The organism is Sphingomonas sp. BL-S-29 (assembly GCF_055521495.1).
In genome coordinates this window covers 1,754,793-1,771,522 of the sequence record NZ_CM145482.1, presented here as the reverse complement: position 1 = coordinate 1,771,522, position 16,730 = coordinate 1,754,793, and the positions used below count along the sequence as shown (strand labels likewise).

Genomic DNA, 16,730 nt, shown 5'->3' with positions numbered 1-16,730 from the left:
CTCTGGCATCCGTCGTGCGAACGGGATGACCAGCAAGTCAGGGAACTCGCCTCGCGCGAAACAGGCCTATTGTGAGAACGGCCGGCGCAGTAAGCCCCGCTCCTCGCCGTCGCCGCCAGTGGTTCTGGCATCCCAGCCGGCCATCGCGACATCCGTGACCGCTTCCAGCTCCGCGCGCGTGGCGCCATCCCGGGCGAGGATCGACATGCCGTTCTGGAGCGTCTGCACAAAGCGGGCGAGCCCGTGGATATCCGTCGAGGCCGGAATCTCGCCATCGGCCACGGCCTGACCGAGACGTGCCAAAAGACGTTCGAGCGTGACCGCACGGGCCGACCGGACGAGTTGGCCGAGCTCGGCATGGCCTTCGCTACCAACCGAGGAAAGCGTGACCATGCAGCCGCGGGGAATGTCCACGACGCAACCCGTCAACGCGGCCGCCGAATCCATGAGCAAGGCCCGGACGGCCTCGCGCGCGGTTTCGGCCACGCGGAAGCCTGCCCATACATAGCCCTCGTTGGTCTCAGCATAATGCCGCAGTGCTTCCGCGTAGAGCGCCTCCTTGGATCGGAAGGCGGCGTAGAGACTGGGGGCACCGATGCCCATCGCTTGAGTCAGATCGGCGATCGAGGTCGCCTCGAATCCCTTCGACCAGAAAAGCCAGGTCGCCCGCTCCAGCGCGGCATCGCGATCGAAGGCGCGCGGCCGTCCCCGGCCGCGGGCAGCGGCCGAAGCGGTATGGAGCGGAGCGTCAGAATTTTGCATCGATCGTTATATAATCCCGTTGACGTGACGCGGCAACGATCATATTAATTATATATCGATCATTACATAAGGTAACCATGATGACGGAACTGGATGGAAAACGCGCGCTCGTGACGGGTGGATCACGCGGGATCGGCGCGGCGATCGCAGTCGCGCTCGCGGAGAAGGGCGCCGATGTCGCCATCACCTATGAGCGCTCGGTCGAGCGTGCGGCCGACGTGGTCCATGCGATCGAGGAGAAAGGCCGCAAGGCAGTAGCGATCCGAGCCGACAGCGCCGATCCGTCAGCGGTGAAGCGCTCGGTCGACGAGGCGGCGGCGGCACTTGGGGGCGTCGACATCCTCGTCAACAATGCGGCGATCGCGCTCTATGCATCCATCGCGGACGTCAGTGTCGAGGCGATCGACGCTCTGCTCAAGGTCAACATACGCGGCCCGATCCTCGCGGCTCAGGCCGCCATCCCCCATCTTTCCGCGGGCGGGCGCATCGTCACGATCGGTTCCGCGGGTGCCGAACGCATCGTCGGCGATACCGGCACGATCTATTTCATGACCAAATCCGCGCTGCATTCCTTCACGCGCGGCCTGGCACGCGAGCTTGGCCCGCGCGACGTGACGGTCAACCTCGTCCAGCCGGGATCGACCGACACCGAGATGAACCCGGCCAATGGCGAGTTCTCCGACTTCCAGCGGAGCCTCAGCCCGCTCGGCCGCTACGGCACGCCGGACGATGTCGCCGCCGCCGTCGCCTTTTTGGCCAGCCCTTCGGCACGGCACATCACCGGCGCGATCCTGACCGTGGACGGCGGACAGACGACCTGACACTCCGGGGGGCGGTCAGCGCCCCTCCGTCGCTGTCACCCGGCCATCGCCGCTAACCACCATCTCGCCGATCCCGTTGCACATCGCAATTGACATGAGTGTCAGCTAAGGCTTTTCTGCACCCAAAGGAGAGGCGAAAATGGCGACACAGGCGCTGCACGCGGTGGAAACGAGGGTCGACCCGCTCGACGTAAGCCGGCCGGAGCTTTACCGCGACGATATCTGGCAGGAACCCTTTCGGCAGCTCCGCGCCGAATCGCCGGTCCATTATGTCGAGCGGTCCGGCTTCGGCCCCTATTGGTCGGTCTCGACCTACAAGCCGATCGTCCAGGTCGAATCGTTGCCGGACATTTATTCGTCCCAGGCCGGCGGCATCACGCTGGCCGACTTCATCGAACATTCGCCGACCGATGTGCGCATGCCGATGTTCATCGCGATGGACCGGCCCAAGCATACCGGCCAGCGCCGCACCGTCGCCCCGGCCTTCACGCCGAGCGAGATGGTCCGCCTCTCCGACAATATCCGCATGCGCACGGCCGAGGTGCTCGACAGCCTGGAGTGGAACAAGGAATTCGACTGGGTCGACACGGTCTCGATCGAACTGACCACGCAGATGCTCGCGATCCTGTTCGACTTCCCCTGGGAGGATCGGCGCAAGCTGACCTTCTGGTCCGACTGGGCCGGCGATATCGAGCTGGTGAAGACCGAGGAGCTTCGCCTCGAACGCCTCAAGCACATGTATGAGTGTGGCGGCTATTTCCAGAACCTCTGGAACCAGAAGCTCGGCAAGGAACCCACGCCCGATCTCATCTCGATGATGATGCATTCGGATGCGATGGCCGAGATGGACCAGATGGAGTTCCTCGGGAACCTGATCCTGCTGATCGTCGGCGGCAACGACACGACGCGCAATTCGATGACTGCCGCGGCCTACGGCCTCGACCTGTTCCCTGACGAGCGCGCGAAGCTGGAAGGCGATCCGACGCTGATCCACAATGCCGTGCAGGAGATCATCCGCTGGCAGACCCCGCTCGCCCATATGCGCCGCACCGCGACCGAGGACACCGAGTTGGAAGGGCAGCAGATCAAGGCCGGCGACAAGCTCGCGCTCTGGTATCTCTCGGCCAATCGCGACGAGAGCGTGTTCGAGAATGCCGACAAGATCATCGTCGACCGCCCCAATGCGCGGCGCCACCTGGCGTTCGGCCACGGCATCCACCGCTGCGTCGGCGCGCGGCTGGCCGAGTTGCAGATCGCGACGCTGTTCGAGGAGATGGCGAAGCGCCGCATGCGGGTGAACGTGCTCGGCGAGCCGGAACGCGTCGCTGCCTGCTTCGTCCATGGCTATCGCAAGCTGCCGGTGGAGATTTCGAAGTACTAAAACCCTTCTCTTCTCCCTTCTCCCATCGGGAGAAGGTGGCGCGTAGCGCCGGATGAGGGTGACCAATAAACTGCCGGTCGGCCTCACCCTTCCCATCGCAAGAGCGATGGGCCCTTCCCTCTCCCGCTGGGAGAGGGAGTAAAGTGCAGCTTACGCCGATTGGCTGCGCGCCCGCATCGCCCACACCGTAAACCCGATCCCAAGGATCGCCGGCACGGTCACCGCCGGGAAATCCCGCGCGAGGGCGGAGGTTCCGCAGATGCCGACCGCCACTTCCCACCAATGAAACAGCGCATGCCCGGCGAGCCAGAAGCTCGCCGCGGCCCATAACGGAACCCGCATCACCGGCCGTACGGCGCCCCAGATATAGGCCGCACCGATCAATACGAAGATCAGCCCGATATCGCGGATGAAATGCTGGTTGAACGGACCGGTCGTGGTGACGCCCGGCACCGCGACATACCAGTCGGCCGGCACGGCGAGCATGATCAGGCCGTTGGCGACCGCGCCGAGGCCGAGAATAGCGGCGAGAATGGGAACCGTGCCCCGCATCATTGTCCTCCTGGAATAGCGGCCTGCCCCTGGCTGAAGGCGACAGCGACATGGGCCAGCTTGTCGGGGTTGCGCATGATGTAGATCGCCGCGATCCGCCCATCGCGGATCTCCAGCGCCGTGGTCTGCAGCAACTGTCCGCGGTCGATACTGACATAGCCGGGCAGCCCGTCGATCGAGACCGGCTTCAGCATGACCGGCCGCCAGGCATGTTTGCGCGCCAGCCCGGCAAACATGCGCAGCACCTTGGCCACGCCGATAATCGGGTTGCGGAAAGCGAGCACGCGCCCGCCGCCGTCGGAATAGACCGCCACGTCCTCCGCCAGCATCGACTGCAACGCCGCGACATCGCCGTCGCGCGCCGCGGCGAAGAAGGCCCGCGCAATGCGGTCCGCCTCGGCCTGCTCGACCGGATAGCGTGGCCGCGCGGTCTGGACATGCTTGCGGGCGCGCACCGCCATCTGGCGCACCGCCGCCGCATCGCGGTCGAGCGTGCCGGCGACTTCGCTCAGCGCGACGCCGAACACGTCGTGCAGCAGAAAGGCCGCACGCTCCAACGGCGAGAGCCGTTCGAGCGCAAGCATCAGGGTAAGAGTCAGGTCGTCGGCCTGCTCGTCCTCGGTCGAGCCGACCAGCGGCTCGGGCAGCCAGGCGCCGTAATAGGTCTCGCGCCGGGCGCGGGCCGATCGCATCTGGTCGAGGCACAGCCGGGTGACGATGCGGGTGAGATAGGCCGCCGGCACATCGACCGATTCCTCGACCTTCGACCAGCGCAGCCAGGCGTCCTGCACCACATCCTCGGCCTCGGAGACCGAGCCGAGCATGCGATAGGCGAGGCGCTGCAGCCGCGGCCGCTGCGCCTCGAATAGCGAAGCGGCCGCGTCAGGCGGCGACACTGGAGCGCTCCACTGGATGCGGTGCGCGGAAACCGACCTGCAACCGGTTCCACACATTGATCGCGCCGATCAGCAGGGTGAGCTGGACCTGCTCGGCCTCGGTGAAGGCAGCCTTGACCGGCGCGTAATCGGCATCGGGGGCACCTGTCTCGCTCAGACGGGTCAGTGACTCGGTCCAGCCCAGCGCCGCCCGCTCGCGATCGCTGTACAGGGTCGATTCACGCCATGCAGGCAGCATGTACAGCTTCATCTCGCTCACGCCCTCTTCGCGCAGGTGAGTCGAATGCATGTGGATGCAGAAAGCGCAGCCGTTCATCTGCGACGCACGCAGCTTCACCAGGTTCCGCAGCACCAATTCGAGCGTCGAGGAGTCGAAGCTCGCCTCCAGCGCCATCATGGCCTGCACTGCTTCGGGAGCGAGCAGATGGGGATTGCGCAAACGTGGGGTCATGGTCTGTCTCCAAGCGTGCACCATGCACGCATGCAAACATGACGGGATAGCCCCGGCGAGTGTGACATGGGGGAGCGAATTTTTTCGCTGGGTCTCCGTAACCGACACTCGGGGTCCGACGAATAGCGTACGTGGTGATTCCGTTTCACGACGACCCTTCCGGACGCGCCGTGCATCTCGTCGGGGCGGCCCCGCGTACCTACATATGCCTTATCAAGCCCTTCGAGGACGATCATGACCCCAGACCGCCGCAGCTTCCTCACCCTTGCCGGCACCGGCGCCGCGGCCTTCGCGCTGTTCGGCTGTCGCGGCAGCGCCTCGGCCGGAGCACCCGAGACGTTCGAAGTGACGATGACCGACGCGCAGTGGAAGGCGAAGCTCTCCCCCGCCGCCTATCGCACCCTGCGCCACGAAGCGACCGAGACGCCGTTCACCAGCCCGCTCAACGACGAGCACCGCGCCGGCATCTTCTCCTGCGCCGGCTGCGCGCTGCCGCTCTATTCGTCGAAGACCAAGTTCGAGAGCGGCACCGGCTGGCCGAGCTTCTGGGCGCCGCTGGAGAATGCGGTGCGCACTCGCGAAGACCGCACGCTCGGCTTCTCGCGCGTCGAGGTGCATTGCCGGCGCTGCGGCGGGCATCTCGGCCATGTCTTCGACGACGGACCGAAGCCGACCGGCAAGCGCTATTGCATGAATGGCGTGGCGATGACGTTCAGGCCGGGTAAGGTGTGACGACCTTCCTCTCCCTCGACGGGAGAGGATACGAAGACTTGGCAGCTTGCTGCCTAGTCGTAGTTGGAGAGGGTGGGGCCACAAACGCGCTCGCGGAAGGGCGAGCGCGCACCCTCACCCAGCTCCGACTAGGCCCGCGTGAAGAACGCGGACCAAGTCTGCGCAACCCTCTCCCGTCAAGGGAGAGGGAAAGAAATCAGAAGCTGATCTCGTCCGACATGCCGAGCGACGCGATCGTCAGCGGCGCCATCGGCTCCTGCGTCTCGCTCTCGACCATGTCGGTGCTCGCGTCACGATCCGAATAGATGAAACCCTTGGTCGGGTAGGCGCTGGTGCCGAGGCCGCCATTCGGGCCGTACCACACTTTGACCATGCTCCAGTCGCCGGCCTCGGATACGTCGACCGCGCGGACATTGCGCTCGATTCCGCCGCGGCGCGACCAGTTGGCGTGGGTGAGCAGGACCTCGCGGTCGCTGACGACTTCGCTGACCATCGCGACATGGCCGAGGCGCATCTTGCCGGTCGAGGAGAAAGCCAGCACGGCGCCGACCTTCGGCGCATGGCCGCGGGCGTAACGGCCGGCTGCCTGGTTCCACCAGGTATTGGCGTTGCCGTGGATCGCGATGCCGGAAATGGTGCGGGCATAGGGAGCGCACTGCCAGAACTGCGCCATGGCGGGGGTCGCCACCATCAGGCTGCACGAAGCCACCAGCGCAAAACGCGCTGCAAACGCCCGGAAATTCATGTGGCCCCCTCAGGTCCCGCTAAACTCGTGAGCCTGTAAGAGCAGGTCGAACCGGCATGGGGAACCCCATCGGCTCGACGAAGGGAACCTTTTAGGACGAACCGTGTTTACCGGGCGATGACTGCCCCTCGCCGCACGCCGATTGGCGCGCGCGGCGCAATGCGCGCTCGCCAAGGCGCCGCATCATCGGTAGAATCACCTATATGAAATCGTTCGTCCCGGCCCTGTGCCTGCTCCTTCTCGCCTGTTCGGACCGGAGCGGCGCCGGCGGCAATGACAATGTCCTGCTGAACGAGAACGAAACGTCGGTCGCGCTGAGCCCGGGTACGCAGCCGGTGCGGATCGGCGAAGGCGGCCCCGCTTTCCAGGCCTGCAACAGTCTTGGCCGCGTGGTGAACCTGCCCAGCGGTGAAGCCTATTTGCCGGTGCGCGCCGCGCCCTTCACCGAGGCCGACGAGCTGATGCGGCTCGAGGCCGGCACCCAGCTTCGTGTCTGCACCCGTTCGATCGACCAGCGCTGGATGGGCGTGGTGGTCGCGCCGGCCGAAGCGCCCGACACGGATTGCGGCGTCGCCGCCCCGGTGGCGTCGCCGCGCGCCTATAATGGCCCATGCAAGTCCGGCTGGGTATCGAGCGCGTTCATCCGCTTGATCGCGGGATAGGCATCAGGGCGCGTGCGGCGCGCCCTCGCGTTCCGCCGCCGCGGTGCTCCGCGCCAGCCGCGCCTCATGCTCCGCCCGGCCGAACGGGAAGCGCGAATAGCACAGCGCGGCCAGGCCGTAGAACACCAGCTCGAGGCAGATGAAGACCATGGTCAGCCGGTCGATCGTCGCGACCGGCACCTGCCCGGGCCGCGCCGCGGCGGGGAAAGCCGCGAAGGCCAGGATCGCCCCGGCCATGAAGATGCCGACCCCGCCGACCATCTTCTGCACGAAGAAGCTGCCGGCATAGAAGACGCCCTCGGACCTTTTGCCGGTACGCGTCTCGGATTCCTCGACCACATCGGCCAGCATCGCCGCGCCGAGGATGAAGGCCCCGACGCTGCACGCGGTGTTGACCATGAAGATCAGCAGCAGGAGCGGCAGCATCAGCGCGGAGCCCGGCGCCGGGAACAGCCCGAGCAGCCGCAGCACATAGGGTGCCACCAACAGGCTGACACTGACGAAGGACAGGATCATGCCGACACGCGGCTTGTTGCCGCCCCGCGTCAGCAGCGGCGCGATGAAGAAGGCACCGATCGCCCCGAGCAGCAGCGAGAGCGAGAGCCATTGATAGTCCGATCCCTCGAACCGCCAGACATAGGAATAGAGATAGTTGGACAGCGCGAAGGAGATGCCCTGCGCTGAATAGGCGAACACGCCGGCCGCCATCAGGATCAGGAACGCCTTGTTCGACACCGTCGCGCGAAACTGGGCGAGGTGCGTGCCGAAGCGTGCAGTCGATTTCGGGACCTTGGGCAGATATTTGATCTCGTGATGCAGGCCGATCGACGACAGCGTGATCGACACGGCCATCACGATCGCGCCGAACAGCGCCATGCGCGAATAGCCGTCGGCATTATGCAGGCCGACCGGATGAGTCGCATCCGGCACCAGGAATACACCATAGGCCAGCGCCAGCATCGCCAGCCCGCCGCCCCAGCCGAACAGGTAGCGATAGGAAAAGAGACGCGTGCGCTCGTCATAGTCGGAGCTCAGCTCGGGGCCCAGCGCCGAGGACGGAATCTCGAACGCGGACAGCGCGATGCGCACCAGCAAGGCGCTGCCGAAGACGTAGAACAGGGTCGCCGTCTCGGACCATTGCGGCGGATTCCACAGCAGCAGCCAGCCGATCGCGATCGGCAGGGCGGACGCGTACATCCAGGGATGCCGCCGCCCCCAGCGGCTGCGCGTGTGATCGGAAAGATAGCCGATCGCCGGGTCGACGAACGCCTCGACCACCATCGCGCACATGATGGCGATGCCGACGGTGCTCGCCGGCAGGCCGATCACCTGATTGTAGAACAGCAGCAGGAAGGTCGCGAAGCCATTGTCCTTCACGCCGTACGCGATCGATCCGAAGCCGAACGACCAGCGGCTCCGCGCGCTCAGGGTGCGCGGCGGCGGCGCGGCGATCAGGACTCCACTCAAGACGCGAACCGATCGAGCGCGGCGAACAGCGACGGCGCGGCGGGATCCCAGCTGTGACGCGGCCCGATCGTCATGCCGCCGTCCACCGTGATGTGCGTGCCGGTGACGAAGCTCGCATCGTCGCTCGCCAGATAGGCGACGGCAGCGGCGATATCCTCGGACTTTCCGGCGCGCTGCATGGGTTGGGCATGCGCCGCTATACCTCGAATCACGCCATTGGCCATCTCGCGCTTCTCGCCTTCTATGCCTAGCACCGCGGTAAAGATGTTCGTGGTGATGAACCCGGGGCATACGGCGTTTACCCGGATATTGTGACGGGAAAGATCGGCGGCGGCCATGGTCGTCAAATGCAGCACCCCTGCCTTGGCGACTGAATAGGCGGTCGGCGCCGCGCCGGTCTGCAGCGCCGCGATCGAGGCCGTATTGACGATCGCCCCGCCGCCCCGCGCGATCATCAGCGGCGCGGCATAACGGATGCCCATCGCGACCGACCGCAGCAGCAGCGCCTGGGTCCTGTCCCAGTCCTCGGGCGAGATCTCGTCGATCGGATCACGCGATCCGCCGGCGCCTGCATTGTTGAACACCACGTCCAGACCGCCCGCCGCATCGGCCGCCGCCATCAGCGCGGCGATGTCCCCGACCTCCATCACATCGGTGCGCAGGAAGTGGATCCGCCCGTTCGAGGTGGCGGCGACATCCTCCCCGCCGGCTTCGTCGATGTCGCCGATCCACACCTCCGCGCCCTCCTGGGCGAGCCGCAACGCCGTCGCGCGGCCGATCCCCGAAGCGCCGCCGGTCACCACGGCGCGCTTGCCTGAAAAGCGCATTTCATTCTCCTGCATCATGATTTTGGTCAGCATAGTATGGGGTTCGACCCGGTCAATGCGGCCTTTTTGGAATTTCGGGTTTGCGCGCGCTTGCGGGACCGCGTGCCCTTCACTACCAACCGTCACCCGGACTCGTGACGATGAGAGACTAAGCCTTGGCCCTCGATCCCGAAACTTTCGACGCCCTGATCGACATGGTCCGCCGCTTCGTCACCGAGCGCCTGCGCCCGCTCGAAGCCGCTGTCGAGGAAGCCGATGCGATCCCCGCCGAGGTGATCGGCGAGATGCGCGACATGGGCCTGTTCGGCCTGTCGATCGCCGAGGAATATGGCGGCCTGGGCCTCACCATGAGCGAGGAAGTGCGCGTCGCGATCGAGCTCGGCCGCACCACGCCGGCCTTCCGCTCGAGCTTCGGCACCAATGTCGGCATTGGCAGCCAGGGCCTGGTGATGGCGGGATCGGACGAGCAGAAGGCGCAGTGGCTGCCGCGCATCGCCAGCGGCGAGATCGTCACCAGCTTCGCGCTCACCGAGCCGGATGTCGGCAGCGATTCGGGCGCCGTGAAGACGAAGGCGGTGAAGGACGGCGACGTCTATCGCCTCACCGGCACCAAGCGTTTCATCACCAATGCGGACAAGGCCGACCTGTTCACCGTGATGGCCCGCACCGGCACGGAAGCCGGCGGCCGCGGCGTCTCCGCTTTCCTCGTGCCGCGCGACCTGCCCGGCCTCTCAATCGGCGAGCCCGAAAAGAAGATGGGACAGAAGGGCGCCAAGGTCGCCGATGTGATCTTGGACGACGTGCCCGTGCCCGCCGCCAACAGGCTCGGTGCCGAGGGCGAGGGCTTCAAGATCGCAATGCGCGTGCTCGATCGCGGGCGGCTGCACATCTCCGCCGTCTGCGTCGGCGTGGCCGAGCGGCTGATCGCCGACTGCGTGGCCTATGCCAGCGACCGCAAGCAGTTCGGCAAGCCGATCGCCGAGCACCAGCTGATCCAGGCGATGATCGCCGATTCCAAGACCGAAGCCCTCGCCGCCCGCGCGCTGGTGCTGGAGACGGCGGCGGCGAAGGATGCGGGACGCGATGTGGTGATGGAATCCGCCGCTGCCAAATATTTCGCGAGCGAGATGGTCGGCCGCGTTGCCGACCGCGCGGTGCAGATCTTCGGCGGCGCGGGTTATATCGCGGATTACGGCATCGAACGCCTCTACCGCGACGTACGCCTGTTCCGGATCTACGAGGGAACCAGCCAGATACAGCAACTCATCATCGCCCGTGAGACGATAAAGCGCGGGGGATAGGATTTCTCCCCTCCCGCTGGCGGGAGGGGTCGGGGGAGGGCCTGTCCCCGAACAATGACGCTCGCGGGGAGGACAGGCCCTCCCCTAGCCTCTCCCGCAAGCGGGAGGGGAATTCAGGAGACGACAATGGACACCACCAACCTCTTCCGCCTGGACGGCCGTATCGCCCTGGTCACCGGCGGCTCGCGCGGAATCGGCAAGATGATCGCGGCCGGCTTCATCGCCCAGGGCGCGACCGTCTACATCTCCTCGCGCAAGGCCGACAACTGCTTCGAGACCGCGGCGGAACTGGGCGAGAAATGCATCCCCCTGCCCCAGGACGTCTCCACCGTCGCCGGCTGCAAGGCACTCGCCGCCCAGCTCGCGGAACATAGCGACAAGCTCGATATCCTCGTCAACAACGCCGGCGCCGCCTGGGGCGAGCCGTTCGAGCAATTCCCTGAAAAGGGCTGGGACAAGGTGATGGATCTCAACGTGAAGTCGCCCTTCTTCCTCACTCAGGCGCTCCACCCGGCGCTCAAGGCGGCGGCGAGTCCCGAGCGCCCGGCCAAGGTGATCAACATCACCTCGATCGACGGTCAGCGGCTCAACCCGTGGGAGACGTACAGCTATCACGCGTCCAAATCGGCGCTGATCTACCTGACCAAGCGCATGGCCGCCCGGCTCATCACGGATTCGATCAACGTCACCTCGATCGCGCCAGGCGCCTTTGCCAGCGAGATGAACAAGGCCGCCCGCGACCATGGCGACGCCATCGCGCGGAGCATCCCGGCCAAGCGGATCGGCGTCGACGAGGACATGGCCGGCGCCGCCATCTACCTCGCCAGTCGCGCCGGCGATTATGTGGTTGGTGACACGATCACGGTCGATGGCGGCCTGGTGAACGCGGCACTGGGGACGTCGATCGACGCGTGATGCTAACTCCTCCCCGGAACGGGGAGGGGGACCGCCCGCTTCTTCAGCGGGTGGTGGAGGGGCTTGGAGCGCGGAACGTCTGCCCCGCGCTCCAAGCCCCTCCACCAGCTTCGCTGGTCCCCCTCCCCGAGCAAGCTCGGGGAGGAATTAATCAGCGCGCAATGCCGCCCGCAGCCAGCACCGCCAGGGTCACCAGCTCGCTCGCGGTGGAGGTCATCGGCGCGATCTGCACTGATTTTTCCATGCCGACCAGCATCGGGCCGATCACGGAGTCGCCGCCCAGCTCGCGCAGCAATTTGGCGGAGATATTCGCCGATTGCAGCCCCGGCATGATCAGCACGTTCGCCGGGCCCGACAGCCGCGCGAACGGATAATTCGCCAGCTGCTTCGGGTTGAGCGCCACATCCGGCGCCATCTCGCCCTCATATTCGAAACTCACCTGGCGCTCATCGAGCACCTTCACCGCAGCGCGGATATTCTCCAGCCAGTTTCCTTCCGGATTGCCGAAGGTCGAATAGCTGAGGAACGCCACACGCGGCTCATGCCCCATGCGCCGCGCGACCATCGCGGTCTGCTCGGCGATATCGGCCAGTTCCTCGGCGGAAGGCCGCTCGTTGATCGTGGTGTCGGCCATGAACACGGTGTGACTCTGCCCGACCATCAGATGGATGCCGAACGGCGTGCGGCCGGCCTCGGGATCGATCACGCGGCGCACTTCGCGCATGGTGTGCGCATAGGTGCGGGTGATGCCGGTGATCATCGCATCGGCCTCACCGAGCTGGAGCAGCACCGCGCCGAAGATGTTGCGGTCCTGGTTGATCATCCGCTCGACGTCGCGGCGCAGATAGCCGCGTCGCTGCAGCCTGTTGTAGAGGAAGTCGACCATCTTGGGCACCAGCGGCGAGTTGCGGCTGTTGTGCAGCTCATAGCTGTCCGGATCGGTCACCCCGAGTGCCTTCAAACGGTCATACACATCCTCGCGCCCGACCAGCACCGGCGTGCCGTAACCGCCGTCCTTGAACGCGATCGCCGCGCGCAACACGACCTCTTCCTCGCCCTCCGCGAACAGCACGCGCTTGGGATGGGCCCTGGCGCCCTCATAGGCCAGGCTGAGCACCGACGTCGTCGGGTTCATCCGCCCGCGCAGGGTCTGGCGATAGGCGTCCATGTCGAGGATCGGCTTGGTCGCCACGCCCGAATCCATCGCTGCCTTGGCGACGGCGGCGGGGACGATCTCCATCAGCCGCGGGTCGAACGGCGCCGGGATGATGTAATCGGGGCCGAAGGTGTGCCGCACGCCGTAGGCGACCGCGACTTCTTCCGGCACCTGCTGGCGGGCAAGCGCGGCCAGCGCCTCGGCGGCGGCGACCTTCATCTCGTCGTTGATCGTCGTCGCGCGCACGTCGAGCGCGCCGCGGAAAATGAACGGGAAACCGAGCACATTGTTGACCTGGTTCGGATAGTCCGACCGGCCGGTGGCGATGATCACGTCGGGCCGCGCCCGCTTCGCGTCGGGCGGAGTGATCTCGGGATCGGGATTGGCCATGGCGAAGACGATCGGCTTGGCCGCCATCTTCATCAGCAGCTCCGCCGGCAGCGCGCCTGCGGCCGAAAGCCCCATGAACACGTCGGCGCCGTCGAGCGCTTCGGCCAGCGAGCGCTTCTCGGTCTTCACCGCATGCGCCGACTTCCACTGGTTCATGTCGTCGGTACGGCCCTGCCAGATCACGCCGGTGCGGTCGCACATCAGCAGCTGGTCGTGCGGCAGGCCCATCGCCTTGATCAGCTCGGCACAGGCGATCGCGGCGGCGCCCGCGCCGTTCATCACGACCGTCGTGTCCTTGATGTCGCGCCCGGTCAGGTACAGCGCGTTGATCAGGCCGGCGGCGGCGATGATCGCGGTGCCGTGCTGGTCGTCATGAAACACCGGGATGTTCATCCGCGCGCGGAGAGTCTGCTCGATGATGAAGCATTCGGGGGACTTGATGTCTTCCAGGTTGATGCCGCCGAAGCTCGGCTCCATCAGCTCGATCGCATCGATCAGCCGGTCGACATCCTCGGTCTTCAGCTCGATGTCGATCGCGTCGACATCGGCGAAGCGCTTGAACAGCACTGCCTTGCCTTCCATCACCGGCTTCGACGCCAGCGCGCCGAGATTACCCATGCCGAGAATGGCGGTGCCGTTGGAAATCACCGCCACCAGATTGCCCTTGGCGGTATAGTCATAGGCGGTCGCCGGATCCTCGTAGATCGCGCGGACCGGCACCGCGACGCCCGGGGAATAGGCCAGCGCGAGGTCGCGCTGAGTCGCCATCGGCTTGGAGGCGATGATCTCGATCTTGCCCGGTCGGCCTTCCGAATGGAACAGCAGCGCCTCACGCTCGGAAAACTGGACGTTCGATTCGTCGGCCATGCATCTCTCACTTTCGTTCGTCACCATCAGCGGGCACGAATCCTATAGGATCATCGCCTTTAGACACGAAGTGACCCTACGTCATCCCGGAGTTGTATCCCGGCCCAACCCCGCCGCTCGTTGCTGGGGCTCTTGCGACAAGGATCGGGCCGGGACAAGCCTGTCCCGGCAAAAACCCCCTGTTCGGCAGAAAAGCATGGCGCACCCCGGCTCCTGACGGCGCCACGCATAACCCGTCCTTAACCGTGCATCGGCTAAGCCCGCGCCAGTGGTGCCAGGCCTTTCTGTCATCCGCACCCGTTGCTTGCTCCGTTACAGGGTCCCCGCCGTGAATGATGCCGTCCAGCTCAAGCAAATGCCCGTCGCCGGAAATGCCGCCGACGCGATCGATCTCGCCGATCGCCTGCGCCTGTTCGGCTTCAGCGCTGAAGATCTCGCCATGGCGCGACGTATGTGGACCATCGCCGAGCCCGAGCTGGCCAGGGTCGCCGAGACTCAGCAGGCGCAGTGGCGCCGTTTCTTCGGCGATCGCGGCCAGGGCTCCGAATGGACCGTGCAGGCCGGCGTCACCTATCTGCGCGACCGTTACGACCGCCCCGACCAGCTCGATTGGGTGCGGGCCGCGGAGCGGATGGTCGCCCAGGCCTTTGCCGCCAATGTCTCGCTCACCGCACTCATCTCGATGACCTGCGCCGGCGCGACTCAGATGCTGGAGATCCTCGGGCGGCTCTATGATTGCTCGAAGGAAGAGCGCCAGCAGATCAACGACGTGTTCTTCCGGCTGCGCTCGCTCGAATGCGACATCTACGCGTCGCTCTTCACGGCCTATATCGAGTTCGACGCGAAGCGGCAGCGCGACCGGCTCGCCGCCGAGTTCCGCGACGGGCTCGCCCATCTCGTCGAGGCGGCCACCCAGGAGGGCGGCGAGCTGCGCCGCCAGGCCGGGGCCAGCTCGACCTCGGCGCGCGGCATGCTCGGCAAGGCGTCCGAAGTCGCCGCCGCCGCCGAGCAATCGGCTATCGCGATGCGCGAGGCGGCCCGCACCTCGGCCGGCCTGATCCGCGCGATCGAGGATGCCCGCAGCGAAGTCGAGGCCGCCGCCGAAATCTCGACCCGCGCCCTCTCCGAGGCAGGCGCCGCGGTCGGCATGTCGGAAACCCTGAGCGGCCATGCCCAGTCGATCGAATCGATCCTCGGGCTGATCCGCGACATCGCCGGCCAGACCAATCTGCTCGCGCTCAACGCCACGATCGAGGCCGCCCGCGCGGGCGATGCCGGCCGGGGTTTCGCGGTGGTCGCGCAGGAAGTGAAGTCGCTCGCCAGCCAGACCGCGCGCGCCACCGACGACATCGCCAGCAAGATCGCCGCGATCCAGTCCGCCACCCGCTCCACGGTCGAGACCAACGCTTCGATCAAGTCGATCGTGACCGAAGTTCAGGAAAGCGCCAATCGCATCCGCTATGCGATGGAAGCACAGGCGCAGACGGTGACCGCGATCACGGCGGCCGTCGACGAGACGGCGCTGGCCGCCGATTCCATGTCCAACACCATCGCCGCGATCCGCGAGGATACCGAGGCGGTGGCCGAGGATATCGACGGTGTCGGCCGCGGTTTCGACCGGCTCGACGCCCGCCTCGGCACGCTCAAGGGCAGCGCCGGCGACTTCGCGGCGCGCGTGGCGGCCTGAAATCGCCTCGATGGCCTAACCCCCTTGTGCTCCCGCGAAGGCGGGAGCCCAGTCTGGGCTCCCGCCTTCGCGGGAGCACAAGGAATGTCCTGAAAGGTCCGCCCTACCACCCACCCACGTCGATCACCGCCTGGGCAAAATCACCCGGCGCTTCCTGCGGCAGGTTATGCCCCACCCCGCCGCCGATCGTCCGGTGCGCATATTTCCCCGAAAATTTCGCGCGGTAATTGGCCGGGTCCGGATGCGGCGCCCCATTGGCGTCGCCCTCCATGGTGATGGTCGGAACGCCGATGACCGGGCCCGCGGCCAGTCGTTTCTCCAGGCCGTCATAGGCCGGCTCGCCTTCGGCCAGGCCGAGCCGCCAGCGATAATTGTGGATCACGATCGCGACATGGTCGGGGTTGTCGAGCGAGGCCATGCTGCGCTCGAAGGTCGCGTCGTCGAACCGCCATTTCGGCGACGCCGTCTCCCAGATCAGCCGGGAAAAATCGCGGCGATATTTGGCATAGCCCTCGCGGCCACGCTCGGTCGTGAAATAATATTGGTACCACCATTGATATTCCGCCCTGGGCGGCAGCGGCATGCGGTTCGCCTCCTGGCTGCCGATCAGATAACCGCTGACCGACACCAGCGCCCTGCACCGCTCCGGCCACAGCGCCGCGACGATGCACGCGGTGCGCGCGCCCCAGTCGAATCCGGCGACGATCGCGGTGCCGATCTTCAGCGCATCCATCAGTGCGATCACGTCCTGCCCCAGCGCGGCCTGCTGCCCGTTGCGCGGCGCATCGGCCGAGCGGAACAGGGTGGTGCCATGCCCGCGCAGATGCGGCACGATCACCCGGTGCCCCTTGGCCACCAGCAACGGCACGACCTCGACGAACGCGTGGATATCATAGGGCCAGCCATGCAGCATGATCACCGGCGGGCCGTCGGCCGGGCCGGCATCGACATAGCCGATGGTCAGCGGGCCGGCATCGACCTGCTTCAGCGGCCCGAAGGCGGCAGGCGGGCTCGCCTGGGCCGATCCGATGGCGACGAATGGCGCGGCGGCGATGCTCACAGCCGTTGCCCCGATGAGGCGCCGGCGGTTCTGGTCGATCGTCTCGGACATGATCTTC

General features: G+C 66.2%; 16 protein-coding genes. 7 read left to right on the top strand and 9 right to left on the bottom strand.

Features of this window, described 5'->3' with window-relative positions; translation table 11 throughout:
• Positions 1-66 precede the first annotated feature (66 nt).
• The gene (locus ACZ1I2_RS08495; protein ID WP_465174412.1) at positions 67-762 is read right to left on the bottom strand and encodes a TetR/AcrR family transcriptional regulator; all 696 of its coding nucleotides are present in this window, start codon (positions 760-762) and stop codon (positions 67-69) included.
• A gap of 77 nt (positions 763-839) precedes the next feature.
• On the opposite strand from ACZ1I2_RS08495, the gene ACZ1I2_RS08490 reads away from it, so the two are divergent.
• Positions 840-1,583, top strand: a complete 744-nt coding sequence (locus tag ACZ1I2_RS08490; RefSeq protein WP_465174413.1) for an SDR family NAD(P)-dependent oxidoreductase — start codon at positions 840-842, stop codon at positions 1,581-1,583.
• Positions 1,584-1,722: 139 nt separating this feature from the next.
• Positions 1,723-2,964, top strand: coding sequence for a cytochrome P450 (locus ACZ1I2_RS08485; RefSeq protein ID WP_465174414.1), 1,242 nt, complete (start codon positions 1,723-1,725; stop codon positions 2,962-2,964).
• A 150-nt stretch (positions 2,965-3,114) separates the two neighbouring features.
• Here the strand turns inward: ACZ1I2_RS08485 and ACZ1I2_RS08480 are convergent, their stop codons facing one another.
• The 3 genes from ACZ1I2_RS08480 to ACZ1I2_RS08470 are packed head-to-tail and all read right to left on the bottom strand — an operon-like array spanning position 3,115 to position 4,863.
• Positions 3,115-3,516, bottom strand: coding sequence for a hypothetical protein (locus ACZ1I2_RS08480; RefSeq protein ID WP_465174415.1), 402 nt, complete (start codon positions 3,514-3,516; stop codon positions 3,115-3,117).
• On the bottom strand, positions 3,516-4,412 hold the full coding sequence (locus ACZ1I2_RS08475) for a sigma-70 family RNA polymerase sigma factor (protein WP_465174416.1): 897 nt from the start codon (positions 4,410-4,412) through the stop codon (positions 3,516-3,518). The genes ACZ1I2_RS08480 and ACZ1I2_RS08475 overlap by 1 nt, the downstream gene beginning before the upstream one ends.
• Positions 4,399-4,863, bottom strand: a complete 465-nt coding sequence (locus tag ACZ1I2_RS08470) for a carboxymuconolactone decarboxylase family protein (protein ID WP_465170118.1) — start codon at positions 4,861-4,863, stop codon at positions 4,399-4,401. The genes ACZ1I2_RS08475 and ACZ1I2_RS08470 overlap by 14 nt, the downstream gene beginning before the upstream one ends.
• Positions 4,864-5,097: 234 nt before the next feature.
• Between ACZ1I2_RS08470 and msrB the strand changes: the two genes are divergently transcribed.
• Complete coding sequence (gene msrB, locus ACZ1I2_RS08465; protein WP_465174417.1) at positions 5,098-5,595, top strand: peptide-methionine (R)-S-oxide reductase MsrB; 498 nt, start codon at positions 5,098-5,100, stop codon at positions 5,593-5,595.
• A 196-nt stretch (positions 5,596-5,791) separates the two neighbouring features.
• Here the strand turns inward: msrB and ACZ1I2_RS08460 are convergent, their stop codons facing one another.
• The gene (locus ACZ1I2_RS08460; protein ID WP_465170120.1) at positions 5,792-6,340 is read right to left on the bottom strand and encodes a CHAP domain-containing protein; all 549 of its coding nucleotides are present in this window, start codon (positions 6,338-6,340) and stop codon (positions 5,792-5,794) included.
• Between the two features lie 203 nt (positions 6,341-6,543).
• Between ACZ1I2_RS08460 and ACZ1I2_RS08455 the strand changes: the two genes are divergently transcribed.
• Positions 6,544-7,002: a hypothetical protein gene (locus ACZ1I2_RS08455; RefSeq protein WP_465170121.1), complete on the top strand. Its 459-nt coding sequence runs from the start codon at positions 6,544-6,546 to the stop codon at positions 7,000-7,002.
• A 3-nt stretch (positions 7,003-7,005) separates the two neighbouring features.
• Here ACZ1I2_RS08455 and ACZ1I2_RS08450 read toward each other — a convergent pair whose 3' ends face one another.
• Together ACZ1I2_RS08450 and ACZ1I2_RS08445 are read right to left on the bottom strand one after the other, a co-directional pair.
• On the bottom strand, positions 7,006-8,469 hold the full coding sequence (locus ACZ1I2_RS08450) for an MFS transporter (RefSeq protein WP_465174418.1): 1,464 nt from the start codon (positions 8,467-8,469) through the stop codon (positions 7,006-7,008).
• On the bottom strand, positions 8,466-9,296 hold the full coding sequence (locus ACZ1I2_RS08445) for an SDR family NAD(P)-dependent oxidoreductase (RefSeq protein ID WP_465170123.1): 831 nt from the start codon (positions 9,294-9,296) through the stop codon (positions 8,466-8,468). The genes ACZ1I2_RS08450 and ACZ1I2_RS08445 overlap by 4 nt, the downstream gene beginning before the upstream one ends.
• A 155-nt stretch (positions 9,297-9,451) precedes the next feature.
• Between ACZ1I2_RS08445 and ACZ1I2_RS08440 the strand changes: the two genes are divergently transcribed.
• The gene (locus ACZ1I2_RS08440) at positions 9,452-10,597 is read left to right on the top strand and encodes an acyl-CoA dehydrogenase family protein (RefSeq protein WP_465174419.1); all 1,146 of its coding nucleotides are present in this window, start codon (positions 9,452-9,454) and stop codon (positions 10,595-10,597) included.
• A gap of 126 nt (positions 10,598-10,723) precedes the next feature.
• On the top strand, positions 10,724-11,512 hold the full coding sequence (locus ACZ1I2_RS08435) for an SDR family oxidoreductase (RefSeq protein ID WP_465170125.1): 789 nt from the start codon (positions 10,724-10,726) through the stop codon (positions 11,510-11,512).
• A 151-nt stretch (positions 11,513-11,663) separates the two neighbouring features.
• Here the strand turns inward: ACZ1I2_RS08435 and ACZ1I2_RS08430 are convergent, their stop codons facing one another.
• Positions 11,664-13,925, bottom strand: a complete 2,262-nt coding sequence (locus ACZ1I2_RS08430) for an NADP-dependent malic enzyme (protein WP_465170126.1) — start codon at positions 13,923-13,925, stop codon at positions 11,664-11,666.
• Between the two features lie 355 nt (positions 13,926-14,280).
• Between ACZ1I2_RS08430 and ACZ1I2_RS08425 the strand changes: the two genes are divergently transcribed.
• Positions 14,281-15,612 (top strand): methyl-accepting chemotaxis protein, encoded by a 1,332-nt coding sequence (locus tag ACZ1I2_RS08425; protein ID WP_465177167.1) that lies wholly within the window; start codon positions 14,281-14,283, stop codon positions 15,610-15,612.
• Between the two features lie 103 nt (positions 15,613-15,715).
• Here the strand turns inward: ACZ1I2_RS08425 and ACZ1I2_RS08420 are convergent, their stop codons facing one another.
• Positions 15,716-16,723, bottom strand: a complete 1,008-nt coding sequence (locus tag ACZ1I2_RS08420) for an alpha/beta fold hydrolase (protein WP_465174420.1) — start codon at positions 16,721-16,723, stop codon at positions 15,716-15,718.
• Positions 16,724-16,730: the final 7 nt, after the last annotated feature.

Excerpts from the sequence above, each read along its gene's own strand:
- ACZ1I2_RS08425 (WP_465177167.1), top strand. The coding sequence starts at position 14,281 with ATGCCCGTCGCCGGAAATGCCGCCGACGCGATCGATCTCGCCGATCGC.
- ACZ1I2_RS08445 (WP_465170123.1), bottom strand. The coding sequence starts at position 9,296 with ATGCGCTTTTCAGGCAAGCGCGCCGTGGTGACCGGCGGCGCTTCGGGG.
- ACZ1I2_RS08480 (WP_465174415.1), bottom strand. The coding sequence starts at position 3,516 with ATGCGGGGCACGGTTCCCATTCTCGCCGCTATTCTCGGCCTCGGCGCG.
- ACZ1I2_RS08485 (WP_465174414.1), top strand. The coding sequence starts at position 1,723 with ATGGCGACACAGGCGCTGCACGCGGTGGAAACGAGGGTCGACCCGCTC.
- ACZ1I2_RS08420 (WP_465174420.1), bottom strand. The coding sequence starts at position 16,723 with ATGTCCGAGACGATCGACCAGAACCGCCGGCGCCTCATCGGGGCAACG.
- ACZ1I2_RS08495 (WP_465174412.1), bottom strand. The coding sequence starts at position 762 with ATGCAAAATTCTGACGCTCCGCTCCATACCGCTTCGGCCGCTGCCCGC.
- ACZ1I2_RS08470 (WP_465170118.1), bottom strand. The coding sequence starts at position 4,863 with ATGACCCCACGTTTGCGCAATCCCCATCTGCTCGCTCCCGAAGCAGTG.
- msrB (WP_465174417.1), top strand. The coding sequence starts at position 5,098 with ATGACCCCAGACCGCCGCAGCTTCCTCACCCTTGCCGGCACCGGCGCC.
- ACZ1I2_RS08455 (WP_465170121.1), top strand. The coding sequence starts at position 6,544 with ATGAAATCGTTCGTCCCGGCCCTGTGCCTGCTCCTTCTCGCCTGTTCG.
- ACZ1I2_RS08435 (WP_465170125.1), top strand. The coding sequence starts at position 10,724 with ATGGACACCACCAACCTCTTCCGCCTGGACGGCCGTATCGCCCTGGTC.
- ACZ1I2_RS08490 (WP_465174413.1), top strand. The coding sequence starts at position 840 with ATGATGACGGAACTGGATGGAAAACGCGCGCTCGTGACGGGTGGATCA.
- ACZ1I2_RS08430 (WP_465170126.1), bottom strand. The coding sequence starts at position 13,925 with ATGGCCGACGAATCGAACGTCCAGTTTTCCGAGCGTGAGGCGCTGCTG.
- ACZ1I2_RS08460 (WP_465170120.1), bottom strand. The coding sequence starts at position 6,340 with ATGAATTTCCGGGCGTTTGCAGCGCGTTTTGCGCTGGTGGCTTCGTGC.